The organism is Halorussus halobius (assembly GCF_004765805.1).
Classification (GTDB): Archaea; Halobacteriota; Halobacteria; order Halobacteriales; family Haladaptataceae; genus Halorussus; species Halorussus halobius.
The window spans coordinates 143098-158353 of the sequence record NZ_SBIU01000007.1; the positions used below are offsets into that span (position 1 = coordinate 143098).

Sequence of the window (15256 nt, forward strand, 5' to 3'; positions counted from 1 at the left end):
CAACAGTCACGTCTCCGGCGAATCCTCTCTATCAAACGCCCCCTCAGACACTGGGAAGATATCGATAACGTGCTTATCAAAGGTTCCCCACATAGTCTCGTGCCCGAAACGAATCCGATGACTAAACTCCGATTCAGCCTCCTCCCTATCAACCTCCGAACGCTGGAGCTCACCGACCGTCTCCCCATACCCTTCTCGCAGCTTATCAAGTAACTCATCAGGTGTATACTTCGTCGACTCAGGGTGTGTCCAGCGTACTTCCCCAGGAAAACGTTCCATATCATCCGCATCCTGAGATTCGCTCAAACCCATTATAGCACGGAGCTCGCCTAAATCCTCAGCGTGTGCCGGCTCATCCTCATCAACATCTACATCCGAGAAATCACCCTCCCAGACAGCAACACCCACTAATGACCGCCGAACCTTTTCACCTCGCTCCTGAAGCTCAGAAAGAATCTCCTCTGCTGTATCAGAGTCCAAATCGGAATCCTTGTAGTCATCGTACACCTCCCGATGCTTCTCCGTGATAAACTCCGGAAGAGGAATCCGAGTATCCGTCGCCAACCCCACACGTTTCACAAACTCGAGGATATCACGATCCTCGGGCTCAGGTAAATCGATACCTTCGAAAGGCTCCTCAAGCCGCTGCTGATACGTCTTATCCGAATCTGGGAATTCAAATTCTACCCTCCGGATATCATCCTTATCCTGGATTTTGAGCATCTCAAAGTATTGCTCAACACTCAGATCATCAGGATCAACATTAAAATTGAACTGGCCTTCTCCGAATTCGTGGATATCATCGGCAGTCTTCTCCCAATTAATCTCAACGTGGATTGGATGCTCAGGTGTAGGCTCCGAACCAAACTCTACCTCAAACTCCAGCGTGTCGCCGGCAAGAGACCAATTACCGATCCACTCTACTGTTGACTTTTCTGGAACCTGCAAATCCTCAATTACATCCGGCATTACATTTCTCGGCAATAGAATCCGAGAATCAGGATTAGCGATATGTATCAAATCATTCTCATCCTGGCCACCACCACCGGTGGACTTCCAGAAGCTGAGATTAATCTCTTCACCCTCATCTAAAGTCGCCACATCATATGCCTGGGTATAGAGAGTATACACATCTTCGACGACATTCAGAGTCTTCTCTTCCAGAATCGATCGAGGAATAGTCAGCAGATACGGCTCACCATCCTGTGAATCAGCAGAGTACTTACACAGGAACTGAATGACTTCATCATCGAGAACAATTCGATCATCGAGTAACTCGTCATTCCCGAGCTCAAACCCAGTACTGTCACCAACCGTAACCCGATTGCCGTGTTTAACGGCGTTGTACGCCTCTCGGAAATTCAAATAGAAGACAGCAATATTCTTGAGTTTATTTCTCAGATTCTCAATCGAATCCTCGACTAACAACTCCATCTCCATCGACTCAGGGATATCCTCACCCTCACCTTCGTGAATCTCTATATCAGCCAACCCAACATCAACTGGAACATCTTCCAGTTCTTCCTCTGAGAAACTAATCGCTCCCTCTCGCACCGCCTGATACCCAAAGATCAAACTCAGAACCTCATTCGAGTCAGCCTCAACATCTCGTTTATCAAGATACCCATCAAGTTCCTCCTCCAGAATAGCCTCAAAGAGTGGCCGTATATCTCCGCTTGAAGTCCGGATAATCTCATTAATATAGGATTCCTTATTCAAAATGAGATATCTGAAATAGGATCCAAACTCCTCGATATACTGCATCGTTGCTCGGAAAAGATCCACGACCGAGTACACCTTTACAGTATCCCGCTGGTCCTCAGGTACCGCATCCAACCCTGCGTTGATTGTCCCTGCGATTTTACATATGTGAGCGTACGCTATCTCCGGGTCTTGACGATCCTGAATAACCTCTTCGGGATCCTGAGTCTCTGAGTCAGAATAAAACTCGGTATACTCGAAGAAGCTTTTCTCATTTTCAGACATACTATACAGTATATAAAAGAGGGTGAAAAGCGTTTGTCACCAGAATTTCTTTCACTTTCTTCAGAGTTCGACAGGGCCATTTCGGTTAAATCGTCCGAACAGTTAACCTGACACCAGCGACGACCTCCCCTAGACACCAGGTATGCTGAGAGTCGTGCTGAGTCAACAAATCGTAGGACGGCAGCACTAGACACCAGACTCACCGACGAGGGAGTTCCCGGACAGCCCCCGAAATCTGGTGTCAGGTATTGCTGTCTTGCGATTTGGAGGCGAATTGTGCCACTAGACAGCAGGAAAATCAACCGATATGTGGTGGGGGTGGCGGCCCAAAGTTATGTTCGCGGCCACCAGGGCCGAGATGCCAGGCCGCTGGCCAAGCGAGAGTAGGCTGCCACCCGGACGATGGCGTGGGGCGTGGAGGGTGAAGGAGCAGATCGACATCGTGACTGAGAATGGTGACTGTGGCGACTGTTTATTGTGCCCCCGAGTGGGTGCGGGGCGGTTCCTGTGCTGCCCCTGATTTGTATGTCTGGTCCGGATAGATACGACGATACGGCAGACGATCACGAACGGTTCGAAGCGGAATTGCTCGCTCAGGATCGGGATGCGCGGTCACCATCGACGGCGGATCTTGACGACGAGACGGCCCGCCAGCTGGTTCGAGAGCTACTCGATGCCGGGACAGTCACACCGGTCGTCGACCAGCGGCTCCTCGTTCACGAGCCCAGCAACACAGCGTTCGAATCGATGCAGCAGCTCGCCGTCTTCCACACAGGCTGGACGGCCGCCCGGGACGCCGGCGAGGGTGATGGGTGATGCAGCAGACGCTGGCCGGCTGTGCCTTCTGCGAGGCTCCATCCGGGATAGAGACTGGGATCGCCTACACGTGGGGGAAGGAAGAGCGGGTCAACCACCCGATTTGCGTCGACTGTGCGATCCAAGAGACGCCGGATCCCGATGATCGTGATCACTACGCCTGTGACAGCTGTGGCCTCGTCGTCAACGCGCTCGCAGCGCTCACACGGTTTCGAATCGAACTCGGCCATCTCGAAGGCCCGATACAGGTCTGTGCGCGGTGTAGTCCAGGCGGGCCAGCAACGTACTGGACACGCGACCTCGAGGCACACATCGTCTCTGACTGACCCGCCGAGCGGTCGTCGACGCGAGTGGTACGGCGACCACTGCGGGAGGGTCACAGTTGTCCGTAGCTGTCCCACCCCGCGAACTCAGCAGCGCTGGTTGTGTCGCTGTCTCGTTGCTCCGCTATCTTCAACAGACGGGCGCTCCTCGGGATGACTATGGACTGCCCCGCGTGCGGGTCCCCCGTCACCCTCGAGGTCGGACCAGACCGGCCCCTGTCGACGTCGCTGTCCGACGCCGTCCTCGCAGCGGAAGAGGACGAGCAGATCGAGGTGACCCGCGATTGTTGGGACTGTGGCTGGCACGAAACGCGGGCGCTTCGCGTCGCATCGATCGACAGGACCGCCGGCGACGAGACTGCCGTCGAGCGAGCCGCACTCATCGACGAGATTGCCGATGAGCTCGCAGCGATCGGCTGTGTGGGTACGCTTGAGGAGACGCTGGCTGCAATCCGTGAGCAACGAGAAACCGACTCGGCGACGACCGATACGGACGACGCGGCGGAGTGACTCGCAATGCCTGATACAGAGGCCAACTATAATGTTCGTGAGCAAACCGGGAATCCCGAGCACGCATCGGTCGACGATGTGGTTGACCTCGTGATCTACCGGGCGCAGAACCCGCGAACCGAGCACGAGGATGCACATTTCGATACGGCGGTCGCGGCTCTCGTCGACAGATACGGAACGGAGTCGGTCCGGACAGTCATCAACCGCATCCTCGTCGACGACGAGCCGTTCCGGACCGCCACGAACGGCCTTGAGATGCGCAACGTCGACGGCGTTCGGATCGGAACCGCAGCCAGCTGGTTTCTCGAGGAGCTAAACGCACAGGACGACCACTGAGGGACCGGTTGAAAGGCCGCAGCGACAGGCCGTCGAGCCCCCATTTTTAACTCCTGTTCGTCCTATCTACCCGTCGAGGCCATAATGGCACCCTCCACCCCGAGAGACTCAGATCCATCCCCCGATCTACTCGTTGAAATCGTCGAGACACTGGAAGCCCACGGGCTCCCCACCGACTCGTATCAGCTCCACGACGCTGTTGACGTCGAGGCACTCGAGCAGCTTCTCGCATCCTCAGCCGGGGACGTGGAAGTCCGGTTCACCGTGGAGGGGATCCAACTCGCCGTCACCCACGACGGCGTCGATGTCCTTCTCGACGAGCCAGCCGGGGCACCGGATTAGTAGCGCGATCGAATTCGTCGACAGCGACACTCCCTGAAAGCCCTCGGCCGCTCGGCATCCCGCGACCACCGCTGCGCTCCTCGTCCCTGCGGTGCTTGCGGGGTCGGGGGACGACCGAGGCGGCCTCGCCCTTTCTGAGTCCGCCAGGACGGTGAATGACCATCCGAGCGGCGCAGCCGGGTGGACAGGTGTGTCCGTACCGGCCCGCCCCGCTCGCCGCTGCCGCCCTCCGCGTCGCTCGCGACCGACCATTCCGGGCTGCCTGCCTGCGGTAGCGGGCGGGCTGCCGGGCTAAAGTGAATGTGCCCTCGGCGCCAGCGGGAAAGCGCGGGGGGTTGCGCGGCGTGGCTGCTCACCCCCCACGCTTTCTCCGCTGGCCGCTCGCTCCGGGCGGGTCGGCGCGCGGTGCTGGTTGGGGTCGCCGCACTCGGGCGCGCTCTCGCTCGCGCCCGGTAGGGCGCTCGCGAAGGCGCGAGCGAGAGCGCGCAGTCGGTGCTATCGGTCGTCGACGTCGTCGGAAAACCGCGATGTTAGGGGCATCGCGGTGGCGGCGCACGAGCGCCTTCAGTGGTATCTGGAGGATACCAATGTCAAGTAACAACTCGAGTCGCAAGGTCGTTACGGTGGATGAACAGGCATTCGAACGAACCGAAGACGCCGGCGTCGACGAGGACGGCTTCAAGGTCGTCGACGACAAACCGGAGTTCCGAGCGACGGTTCAGCAGGAAAAGCAGGCGAAGGTGGATTCCAACCACCCAGACGGCATCGTCCAGGACTTCTCGCACCTGCCCCTCGCGCAGGAAGAGAAGATTCGCGCCCGGGAGGCCGAACTGGACCACATCAGCGCCCAGGCGGAACTCGGCACCCAAGACGGGCGGGCGAAGCGAACTCGCAAGGTCGTCACCGAACGGCGACAGCGTAAGCGGGCGGAACGCACCCCGGACCGGACGGATCCGCGAGAGCGTCTCTCCCGGATGGAGCTGGCGAAGGTGAACCAGGAAGCAGACCGGATGGCACAGCGGCTTCGCACCGGTCACAGTCGGGCGGCCGTCTCGCGGGCGCTCGCAAAGCGGGTCGCCAAGGGGCAAGACATCACCAAAGCAGTGTTCGACACGATGGATGCACTCAAGGCGGCCCCCGGCGCCATCTGCCCGATCGAGGACGTCCCGGACGTGCAGACGGATGAGGTGAGCATCGAAGGAGAAGTCGTTCAGCTCTGGGATGCTTCCAGCCGGAAGATCGCTCAAGTGGGCTTGGTCGCGGACGACACCGGGAAAATCAAGTTCACCTCGTGGCGAAAATCGGAGCCTGCCTTCGTCCAAGAAGGGGACACCGTCCGAATGCGGGCGGTTAAGAAGAACTGGTACGAGGGACGATGTTCACTCGCCGTGACCTACGACAGTATGATCGTCTTCCCAGAACGCGACCGCCGCTGGTGGGAGGAGTAGGGGCAACGCCCTTTCTTTTTTCGTGAGTGCCGGACCGGCCCAGGCCCCACCGCCCCACCCACCGCTCCGTGCTCGCTCCCGCTGGTCGCTGCGCGCGCAGCCACAACCTCAAGAACCGAGCTGAGATGTATGTCAGAATTCGGGAATTCGCTAACCGCGTGTATCCGTCCGAAATAAAAAGCAACTACCGCCTAGAGAGGTTTTTAGGCTGACTAGAAACATAGAGGGAATATGGTTAAATCGGGAGACGTGGATCAGCGGTGGCAGGATCTATTGCGTAATCCACGAGAAGAGGTCCATCGTGAAATCAAAAGCTGGCTTGATCTGTCTGATAATGTGGACAAGGCAAACGTAGCAAAAGCGATGCTCGCATTAGCGAATTCTGGTGGGGGTCAGATTTTGATTGGATATGAGGAGGTCGGTGAATCATGGGAACCGGATCCATCTCGACCACATCCGATTGACCACTACGATCAAGATACGATTAATGGGATCGTTGAGAAGTTTGCTGAGCCCCAGTTTCACTGTGAAGTATACCATATTGAACATCCAGAATCTGGTGAAGTCTTTCCAATTATCGATGTACCGGGAGACCATCGGGTGCCGATTCGATCAGACAGTGCTGGCCCTGAAGACCAACACGTTACCTACAACACATATTATATTAGGCGGCCAGGGCCAGAAAGTGCAGCACCGAAGACAGGACGTGAGTGGGACGAATTGATTCGGCGGTGTGTCACTGCCTCACGTGATGATCTGTTAGATCGAATGCGAACCGTACTGACGGGGTTCGAAAAAGGAGCAAGTGAAGAAGAGATTGATCCGCTGGATCAGCTTGCTTCGTGGACTGAGGCTATGCGGGAAGACTGGGAAGCCAACGTGATGGACGAGTACGGAAATATGGATAATTCACCCTATCGTCACGGGTACTGGTCATTTGCTTACAGTCTGGATTCTGAGTTTGATCAGCCATCTCTCTCTGAGTTCTTAGATCTACTACGGGAGGTGAAAGGTCATGAAACGGGGTGGCCGGCGTGGCTGATCAGCGAGGATCAGGTACATCCCCGCGATGAGACAATCGAAGGGTGGTATACCGGCGGAACATTCGATGACCCAGCGCACGCAGACTACTGGCGTGCATCCCCAGACGGGATGCTGTTCTTGCTTCGTGGCTATCAGGAAGACAGCAAAGATGAACTTGAGCCAGGTACAGTTTTGGATTATATTCTCCCAATCTGGCGAGTCGGTGAATGCTTGCTACATGCGAAGCGGTTGGGGCGAGAACTCGGTGAGGAAAACACGTCGGTCACCGTGCAAGCCCGATGGACGGGACTAGAGGGACGAACACTGGGCTCAATTGAAAATCGCCGTGGACTTTTCCCTCCGATTGAAAGAGAATCACATCAAGCGACAGTTACGGCCAGTCAACGCTTCACTGTTCAAGATTTTGAAGACGCTCTACCGGAAGTGGTTGAGACCTTGACCCAACCGCTATACCAGATCTTTGATTTCTACGAGCCGCCATCCGATCTAATCCAGAATGAGCTGGACCGGATGCAAAGCCAGTAACAACGCTACTCTAGATGTTCATCCAATTCCCACGCACCTTCATCATCGTAATAGAAACCGGGATGATATCCGAACTGAGAGTTTGATAATGGTCGGAAAAGCGGTGTGAGTTGGTCACGGATACCGTCTTCATCGGACAGACTGAGAGGTGTGAGGCGCGAGGTGCGGTTAGGTTCAGGAAATGCTTCAACCCGGTCAACCTGCCGATGTTGGTCTATTGTCGCGTTCGTGAGATTTGTCCCACTGAGGATTGCATACACCTTCTCGCTGTGTTCATCAGGAAGGACGTCACGATAGAACTGGAGGACGGTGACGAGACTTAATTCAAGATCCTGTGAACTGACTGCATAGTCACAGTCGTATGAATGACCGGTTGGATAGCAGAGCCCGCTCCCCCGGGCCTCATATATGCCAGTATCATACAGAGTTGCCACTGAACTCAGGTCTTTTCGATTCTCGTAGCGAGCGACAATATGGTTCCATGTCGGATCCGCGTGTTCAAACAGTCTATCGGGCCGAAACGATGGTCGACACGTCGCGGGAACAGGCAGTTCCTCAAGTTCTGTGATATCGACAAGACGCGATCCATCAAGAGCACTTTCAGGAACAATATGGAACAAGAGCTGTGGAATTGCATCCTCTGAATTAAGCATATCGAAGCGCTGAAGGTGGTATTCGCGATATAATGTCGACCGATCAACCGCCGGATATTCACGGTTGAGTTCATGGAGACGCCGAAGATGTGAATCACTCATATGCTCCCCCTCTCACCTTAGATAAATATGTATTCGGTCCCCTGTTGTGGCCTTGAGTGCCGCCCCAGTTCCTGCATAGCCAGTTCATTGGTATAAGAATCAGACTCGGTCGCTGTACGCCATCGGTTCCGAGATATCTGAACCGTCTTGTAGAGGTTTATTCCACCCATAATGGGTGAAGGATTCGCTGTACTGGCGAGTTCCTGAACATGGTGAGAACGATGACTACCAGAGACATCTACGAAACTGGCTTCGACGAAGACGTCCAAACAGAGTCGAGCGCTACCCAGTGTCCAGAGTGTGACGGCCGGGTCACTACGAATGCGGTCGAAACGATCTGCGAGGACTGTGGACTTGTTATCGAGGAACAACGTATCGATCACGGGCCGGAGTGGCGGGCGTACGATGCAGACGAGCGCGAGCGAACAGGCGCACCACTCACTACAGCCCGTCACGATCGAGGCATCTCGACCGAGATCGGCCACGGAACCGACGCACACGGGAACGAACTCTCTGGTCAGAAACGCCGGCAGCTGGCCCGGATGCGACGTGAGCAGACCCGTGGTCGCTGGCGGTCCAAAGCGGAACGGAATCTCGCACACGGGTTGGGCGAGGTACGCCGGCTGGCGAGTGCGCTCGAGCTCTCTGAGTCGATTCGTGACCAGGCGTGCCAGCTCTTCCGGAGCGCTCAGAGCGAGGATCTGCTTCGAGGCAGATCCATCGAAGCCATCGGTGCAGCGAGTATCTACGGTACCTGTCGATGTAACCAACACCCGCTTCTCCTCGAGGATGTCGTCGACGCCGCCCGAGTCGAGTCCGCTCGTGTCACCAACGCCTACCGAACACTGAATCGCGAATTAGAGCTCCCAGCACCACCAATGCGCCCGACGTCGTTCATTCCACGCCTGATCTCGGCGCTGGAGTTAGACCACGACATTCGTCGGCGCGCGAACGAACTCGCAGAACGCGCCGAGGGGACAACCCTCACGAACGGCTGTCAGCCATCGGGCGTCGCGGCCGCCTGTGTCTATCTGGCTGCCCAAGAGCAGGGCGCGTTGATTACCCAATCCACCGTCGCGTCGGCAGCAGAGGTGTCAGTCGTGACGCTCCGAAGCCGGCGAGACGAACTCCAAGCGATCTGAGACGCCTCCGGTAGAGGAATACCTACATACAGGCAGAGAGTCTACAAGGGGGTATGGATCTGGACGAGACTGTCGAGTATCTGTCGACAGAACTCGATATCGAGCGGAGTGAGCACGTTCGCGAGGTCGGTCGAGCGGTCGCCGAGCTCCGTGACTGAATCGGTCTCAGGCGGTCAGATTTATCCCGTCGTCGCCGAATCCGTCCCCGCATTTTCTCACCCCTGAGTTTAAATACCAAACCGGGGGAAACGCGGAGCGAATCGATGACTGACCACAACTCAGACCGAGAGGCGTTCCAACCTGTCGGGGAGGGCGCTCTGGTGCCGGACCCAGCGCTGGATCAGCCAGCAGACGGCCAGCCAAGCCGCCAGCGTGAAGCCTCGCATTCGGGTGGGTATCCGGACGGAACAACCGACACAGACCGATCCTGTGTCTCCTGTGGCGCATCGATCCCGGCGTCGCAACGAAAATGCCGGTTCTGTCTCGAACACGAACTTGACGGCGCGTCGGAGTCGGGTGCTGCGAGTTCCGAGCAGACACTGCGTGGTGTGATCCACTTCCTCGTCGAATCGGGGACGTTCTACGGCGCCGTGGCAAGGGGAGCAGCAGCAGCGACACTTCTCTCGTCAGGTCACGACCAGCCCATCGACGACTGTACGCTCATCTACGATCTCGACGACGAGCCCGCACCCCAGCTAACCGAGCGCTGGCCTACGCTCCCCGCTGCTACTGAGGTGACCGCAGCGGCTGGCGACGCGTTACTAACAGCGGCCCGTGAGCGGACAGCGTGGAACGAGAGGAGCGATCGTTCTCAGACGGAGATTCCACGCGTCTATGACGAGCGTGGCCAGGGAATTCGCGATGAGTCGTCCCTCGAGCACACGCTCGACGACAGCGATCAGCTGTGGATCGTCCCAGCAATCGCTGTGGAAACAGTACCCCGCGAAACGAAATCCTCCAGTACCAGAGCTGAAATCCCGACCGTAACAGCCCTCGAGTGCCAGCACTGTACGAAAGAAACAGAACATCGCTTCAGTACACGCGAGTCGCTCCCTGACGAGACCTGGACGGGCCAACCAATCTGGGAGTGCCAAGTGTGTGGCACAGGTCGCTACGGGCCTGCTCCCGAATAGGGCAGTAGGAATCTCACCGTTTAACCAACAGTCTCCGATGGAGATGGCTTCTGTTGGTTAACACGGTGAGTACCCGCAAGTCCGACGTCAGTCATAGCGGGCGTTCATTCGGCAGGTTCGCAGCGGCCTGTCTCTACAAAGCGGGGCGGGAACAGGGGGTGTGGGTAACGCACCGTGACATCGCCAAGTCCGGAAACGTCACGCCGACCACGGCCTGGACGCATCACCAGAGGTTCGATGAACTCGCTGTCTAGACGGGCCAGGTAGGGAGCGAGGGCGCTCCATTCTTCCAGTGGATCGCATCTAGCGCGGGCGGGAACTGCTGTAGTCGGTCATCGAGGACGGCGAGTGGGTGCGCATCGAGAAACGTCGCCTTGTGCCGATCAACCGGCGTGTCTTCGTGATTGAGTTGGATATGACAGGGCCCAAGGTCCGGATGGTCGGCATCTTGGTGGAATCCGAGCATCAGATTTCGGTCCGGTTCGACCCAGTTTATGCGGTAGTATTCGTGGTCGACGCCGGCGGGGTACCAGAAGCGAATCTCCAGTCGTGCTGTCGCCGCGTCGTACGAGTCACTCAGGAACGTCGTCGGATCGACACCCGCGATGACGTACCGGGGTCGGCGTCGAGACGGGCGATAGCGGACCTCTTCACACCCTGGCTGGTTCGTCAATCGGTCGTGAACGTCGCGGAGGAGGGTCCGCTGTGTATAGCGGTCGCGACCGGCAAGAAAGATCATTCTGTGAGAGAGGAGGGTTAGCTCGTGGCGCGGTCAGCCACGTCGGTCATCTGCTCGCGGGCAGCTTCGACGTCGGAGTAGAGTTCCAGTGCGTGCTTGATGAGGCGGCGATCCTCCTCGTTCTCACGCCAGAACGCGATGACGTCGCGGCGGTCCCGGAGCTCCGCACTTGTGAGGTCGCCGTCGGCGAGCGACTGTTCAAGCTCTTCCCACGTCTCGACGTCGTAGGTCGCCTGCCACTCCTCGATCTCCTCGGTAATCGCGGCCAATTCACTCCGCAGCTCCTCGCGGGTATTTTCCTCGATGAGCGTGCGGATCTCCTCGAAGAGCAGTCGCGTGTAGTCCGGTTGGTAGCGCGTCGTCTCGCCGGCCTCGACGCGACGCAACTGGCCCTGGTCGACGAGGTCCTGAAGTTCCTCGTTGGTCGTGCTCCAGGCGGCGTCGGCCTGCTCGCTGATCCAGTTAACTGAGCGGGGTTCGCGAAGTGACTCGGCGACCGCCCGAATGCGGTCGCGGGCGCTCATCGACTCAGTCCACGATTGGACCCCATCTCGCGAGGATTCGGTCATGGTTGGCACCTCTTGGGACAGTGTTCGCGCCCTACTCCCATATATGTTTGTACTGTCTCGCATAATCAAGAATGCCTTGCGGGCGAAGGCGTCCGGACGTTGAAATGCGATACCGACAGAAGGTATGGCCAACCGATGTACGACCGATATTCTGACGTTGAGGAACTACGGCCGACCGGCGAGGCATCCCACAGCCCGGACACAATGTTGGACGACGGGTGTGAGAGTGACCTCCTGGCGGCAACGCGTCGCGACGAGCACTGGTGGCGACCTGATGCGACGACGACAGTCACGTGGAGTGTCTATCCGCGCCGGCGAGTGGTGAGGCGCTACCGATGAATCAGCAAGTCGAACAGGGCTACTGGATGCATCGTGTACTCAGCAATCTCAGCCGCCTCGACGTCGAGCGGTTGGACGACGCGGATCGAGAGCGAGTCGAGACTGCAAGAGACCTCCTGGAAGAAGTGAGCCTACTCACGGGACCAGAGGACGGGAGCGGACCAGACGCCCCAACAGACGACTGATCGTCATCGCCGTCGACGCCAGGGGCACTTCCAGTGTCGGTTTATCGCCCCCCAAGAGGGGTGCGGGGCTTCCCGCGAGTCCAGACATGGCGACACTACAAGCTGCGACGACGTCAACCGGCGCGATCGTATCGGATCCACAGGCTGTCCGCGAACTCTGTGAGAGCTACTGCTTCGGGACGCTCGACTGGGAGGTCACCGACAAGGGCGAACTCACCATCTGGGGGTACGATGACTTCGAAGTGTACGAGGCGCGGGAGAACGGCCTCCCGGACTACGAGGGCGGCATCGTGACCCACGAATTCTTGCGAGAACTTGCCGACCACCTCGAAGCTGACGAGGAACTCGACATCCAGACAGCGGGGTTCACGAAGTGTCGCTTCCCAGTGCTGGCGAAGCGGTACGTCGTTCGCGACGGCGAAGTCCTCTACGCGGATCTCAGTTCCCCCGAACCAATCGAGGAGTAGCGTTGTTCGTCCCCCGAGAGGGGTGCGGGGCGATCCAGTAGCGGTCGCCCCGTGAGGTGATTGCTCGATGGGCCACCGCGCACTCGTTGCGTACGAACGCACAGACGGACAGTACACGCTCCACTACAGCCATTGGGGCGCAGCGAACCTCAAGCTCAAGCACCGAATTTCGGCTGAGTCGCCGTTCGGTGGCGACGACACCAACTCCAAGTGGGCGAAACAGCTGCTGGCTGAACTGGCCGATGGCCTCGAGGCAGATGCGGTCGACGGCTACCTCGCTGACGAGGATCGACCGTCGACGGTCGTCGAGCCGAAGCCCCGCGCCACCGGGCTCACCCTCGACGAGATCATCGCTGACCATCTCGACTACCTCCACCACGAGGCGTTCTACGTGGTGTCACCGACCTTCGAGGTGACCGCCTACCGGACGCTGTGGTTCGGCCTGCAGTACGATTCAGAGACAATCGACAACGGTGAGACGGTCGGGAACGGGGCGCTCGCGACCGTTCGGTGGCACGACGGCGAGCCGGTCGGCGACGGCCATCTGAAGGGGCAGTTCCGGGCGCTGAAGGACGTCGTCGGCGATATGGTCGACAAGGGGGTGTTCACGCCGTCGACGGCGAGGCAGTACCTCAAGCAGAAACTCGGCGAGTGGGTCGGCGAGCGCCAGGAACTGCGCATCCCTGGTGGTGAATCACCGTCGAAAACTGCGTCAGTCGACCGATTATAACGCCAATCCCTTTCTGAGTCCCCACGAACGTCTGGATATGTCAGATCGGGCTGATGACGAGGTGCGAGTATGGCTCGTCGAACGTACCTACTCCGATGATGAACAGAACCTAATCATCCTCACCTACGCGACACCCGACGGCAAACAGTATTATCGGAAAGAGCGGGCACTCACGTCCTTCACCGATATTCGAGATACGACAGCGGCAGTCGATGCGGGGCCCGGCAATCTCGGCACGGTTGATGACCCCGATCTCCAGGACCAATACGCGGCCGAAGCGCAGCGAATGCAGGAGGTCCACGACCCGAACGACGTGATCTGATGCTCACCAGTAGACGTAGTCCCGTGCCATTGGTTATGTCGGAGGAGGCCGTAGACGGGGTATGCGCGAACTCGTCTTCGCCCTCGAATACGAGCCGGGGTGCAATAGGGTGGCGGATGCCCTTGCCGACTACCCCGACGCCCGTGTCCGCTCGCTTTCGTTGCACGCGACTGCCGACCAACTTTGGCGAGTCGACCATGCCACCGGCACTCCGGACGCACTCGACGCCATCGAGGACGCGTTTCGAAACAGCGACTACTACGCCGACTGTCTCGCCACCGAGGACTGCGGCGCCACCCAGACCACCCGCGTCCTTGACCGCACGGACGACACGCTCGTCCTCTACTCCGACTGGGAGCGAACCCCCACCTGCGCCTCGGTTCCCCACATCGCCCGCGACCATCTCGGGGACGGCGTGCTGTTCGAGACCCGTCATGAGGGCCGCCACTACACGTGGCGACTCATCCACTCGGGCGACGGCGACGTGGCGGCATTCTTCGACTCCCTCGAGGTTGCCGTCGAAGAATGCGCTCAGATGGAGATGCTCCGCACCGCGGACACGACGACAGCAGCTGGAGGAAGCGACGAAACACCGAGCGGATTACCCCCGGCGCAGGAAGCCGCCCTCCAAGCCGCCGTCGAACACGGCTACTACGAGTCGCCCCGCGAGGTCGATGTCGGCGAGTTGGCCGAGCATCTCGACGTGCCTCGGTCAACACTTACCTACCGGCTCCGTCGGGCGGAAGAACATTTGGCGAAGCAACACGTCGCCGGCGAGCGGGTAGCGGAAGAACGGCTGGCATCGCACTGACACCGCGGTTGGAATATTCCAACAAAGACATATCGAACTCCCGCTCCTACCGTGAGGTGATGACAGAGAATTCCGATGTGGATACAGCGGGACCACCGAACGGCGGCGGGCAGCGGGAGTTGACTGCCCGTCTCACGGTCCCCGAGATGGACTGTCCGTCGTGTGCGCAAAAAGTCGACAAGAGCCTCCAGCGCGTCGACGGCGTCGTTGAGGCCACGCTCCAGCCGACCACCGGGACAGCTACCATCAAGTACGATCCGGACCGGACTACCAAAGCCGACGTCGTCGCGGCGATCGAAGCCGCCGGCTATGACGTGATCGGCGGAGCAGACGACGAAACCGACGAGTCTGCCGACGGCGTCGATATCGCGCCACCTTCGGAGGTCTGGACGAGTTCTCGCGCGAAGAAGACGTGGCTCGGCGCAGCGTTCGTCATCCTTGGTCTAGTCTTCGAGTTCCTTCTCACCGGCCAGAACGTCGCGATAGCGAGCATCCTCGACTACCCGCTACACATCGCAGATGTCCTGTTCCTCGGTGCCGTCGCGGCCAGTGGCATCCCGGTCGTCCGCAGCGGGTACTACTCCGCGAAGAACCGAAGCCTCGACATCGACCTCCTGATGGGGACAGCGATCATCGCCGCAACCGGCATCGGCTACTTCGTCGAGGCCGCGACGCTGGCCGTCCTGTTCAGCATCGCCGAACTGCTCGAGGACTATGCGATGGACAGGGCACGG

19 protein-coding genes and 1 pseudogene are annotated in these 15256 nt (G+C 58.6%); 16 read left to right on the plus strand and 4 right to left on the minus strand.

Going from position 1 to position 15256, the window contains the following annotated elements; all coding sequences use genetic code 11:
- Positions 1-6: 6 nt before the first annotated feature.
- The gene (locus EPL03_RS18075) at positions 7-1986 is read right to left on the minus strand and encodes a hypothetical protein (RefSeq protein WP_004594522.1); all 1980 of its coding nucleotides are present in this window, start codon (positions 1984-1986) and stop codon (positions 7-9) included.
- A gap of 525 nt (positions 1987-2511) precedes the next feature.
- On the opposite strand from EPL03_RS18075, the gene EPL03_RS18080 reads away from it, so the two are divergent.
- From EPL03_RS18080 to EPL03_RS18110, 7 genes are all read left to right on the plus strand, one after another.
- Positions 2512-2802 carry a hypothetical protein gene (locus EPL03_RS18080; RefSeq protein WP_004594521.1) on the plus strand — a complete coding sequence of 97 codons (291 nt, stop codon included), beginning with the start codon at positions 2512-2514 and terminating at the stop codon, positions 2800-2802.
- Entirely contained in the window at positions 2802-3128 is a 327-nt protein-coding gene (locus EPL03_RS18085) for a DUF7558 family protein (protein WP_011222441.1), read from the plus strand. The genes EPL03_RS18080 and EPL03_RS18085 overlap by 1 nt, the downstream gene beginning before the upstream one ends.
- Before the next feature lie 156 nt (positions 3129-3284).
- Positions 3285-3635, plus strand: a complete 351-nt coding sequence (locus EPL03_RS18090) for a hypothetical protein (RefSeq protein ID WP_004594520.1) — start codon at positions 3285-3287, stop codon at positions 3633-3635.
- Positions 3636-3641: 6 nt separating this feature from the next.
- Positions 3642-3971: a hypothetical protein gene (locus EPL03_RS18095; RefSeq protein WP_004594519.1), complete on the plus strand. Its 330-nt coding sequence runs from the start codon at positions 3642-3644 to the stop codon at positions 3969-3971.
- Between the two features lie 84 nt (positions 3972-4055).
- Entirely contained in the window at positions 4056-4313 is a 258-nt protein-coding gene (locus EPL03_RS18100) for a HalOD1 output domain-containing protein (RefSeq protein WP_004594518.1), read from the plus strand.
- A 587-nt stretch (positions 4314-4900) separates the two neighbouring features.
- A complete protein-coding gene (locus EPL03_RS18105; protein ID WP_004594516.1) occupies positions 4901-5761 on the plus strand; it encodes a hypothetical protein in 861 nt (286 codons plus the stop codon).
- Positions 5762-5992: 231 nt separating this feature from the next.
- Complete coding sequence (locus EPL03_RS18110; RefSeq protein ID WP_011222445.1) at positions 5993-7330, plus strand: AlbA family DNA-binding domain-containing protein; 1338 nt, start codon at positions 5993-5995, stop codon at positions 7328-7330.
- 5 nt (positions 7331-7335) lie between these two features.
- On the opposite strand, the gene EPL03_RS18115 is transcribed toward EPL03_RS18110, so the two are convergent.
- Entirely contained in the window at positions 7336-8085 is a 750-nt protein-coding gene (locus EPL03_RS18115) for a hypothetical protein (protein WP_011222446.1), read from the minus strand.
- A gap of 221 nt (positions 8086-8306) precedes the next feature.
- Here EPL03_RS18115 and EPL03_RS18120 point away from each other — a divergent pair, with 221 nt between their 5' ends.
- The 3 genes and pseudogenes from EPL03_RS18120 to EPL03_RS20530 all read left to right on the plus strand — a co-directional run.
- Positions 8307-9227: a transcription initiation factor IIB gene (locus EPL03_RS18120; RefSeq protein WP_049938512.1), complete on the plus strand. Its 921-nt coding sequence runs from the start codon at positions 8307-8309 to the stop codon at positions 9225-9227.
- A 263-nt stretch (positions 9228-9490) separates the two neighbouring features.
- Complete coding sequence (locus EPL03_RS18125) at positions 9491-10360, plus strand: biosurfactant protein 1 (protein WP_011222448.1); 870 nt, start codon at positions 9491-9493, stop codon at positions 10358-10360.
- A gap of 93 nt (positions 10361-10453) precedes the next feature.
- Positions 10454-10614 (plus strand): annotated as a pseudogene (locus EPL03_RS20530) (transcription initiation factor IIB family protein); the annotation flags it as partial.
- Here EPL03_RS20530 and EPL03_RS20780 read toward each other — a convergent pair.
- Both EPL03_RS20780 and EPL03_RS18140 read right to left on the minus strand, forming a co-directional pair.
- Positions 10611-11099: a hypothetical protein gene (locus EPL03_RS20780; RefSeq protein WP_011222449.1), complete on the minus strand. Its 489-nt coding sequence runs from the start codon at positions 11097-11099 to the stop codon at positions 10611-10613. The pseudogene EPL03_RS20530 and the gene EPL03_RS20780 sit on opposite strands and share 4 nt — an antisense overlap.
- Positions 11100-11116: 17 nt before the next feature.
- On the minus strand, positions 11117-11668 hold the full coding sequence (locus EPL03_RS18140; RefSeq protein WP_049938513.1) for a DUF7342 family protein: 552 nt from the start codon (positions 11666-11668) through the stop codon (positions 11117-11119).
- 335 nt (positions 11669-12003) lie between these two features.
- On the opposite strand from EPL03_RS18140, the gene EPL03_RS18145 reads away from it, so the two are divergent.
- The 6 genes from EPL03_RS18145 to EPL03_RS18170 form a co-directional block, all read left to right on the plus strand.
- Positions 12004-12192: a hypothetical protein gene (locus tag EPL03_RS18145; protein ID WP_004594506.1), complete on the plus strand. Its 189-nt coding sequence runs from the start codon at positions 12004-12006 to the stop codon at positions 12190-12192.
- Between the two features lie 86 nt (positions 12193-12278).
- A complete protein-coding gene (locus EPL03_RS18150) occupies positions 12279-12659 on the plus strand; it encodes a hypothetical protein (protein WP_004594505.1) in 381 nt (126 codons plus the stop codon).
- Between the two features lie 67 nt (positions 12660-12726).
- On the plus strand, positions 12727-13389 hold the full coding sequence (locus EPL03_RS18155) for a DUF6735 family protein (RefSeq protein WP_004594504.1): 663 nt from the start codon (positions 12727-12729) through the stop codon (positions 13387-13389).
- A gap of 37 nt (positions 13390-13426) precedes the next feature.
- Positions 13427-13711, plus strand: a complete 285-nt coding sequence (locus EPL03_RS18160; protein WP_004594503.1) for a hypothetical protein — start codon at positions 13427-13429, stop codon at positions 13709-13711.
- A gap of 61 nt (positions 13712-13772) precedes the next feature.
- Entirely contained in the window at positions 13773-14522 is a 750-nt protein-coding gene (locus tag EPL03_RS18165) for a helix-turn-helix domain-containing protein (protein WP_004594502.1), read from the plus strand.
- Positions 14523-14581: 59 nt separating this feature from the next.
- Positions 14582-15256 (plus strand): cation transporter (locus EPL03_RS18170; RefSeq protein WP_135830621.1); only part of this gene is annotated, 675 nt, incomplete at its 3' end.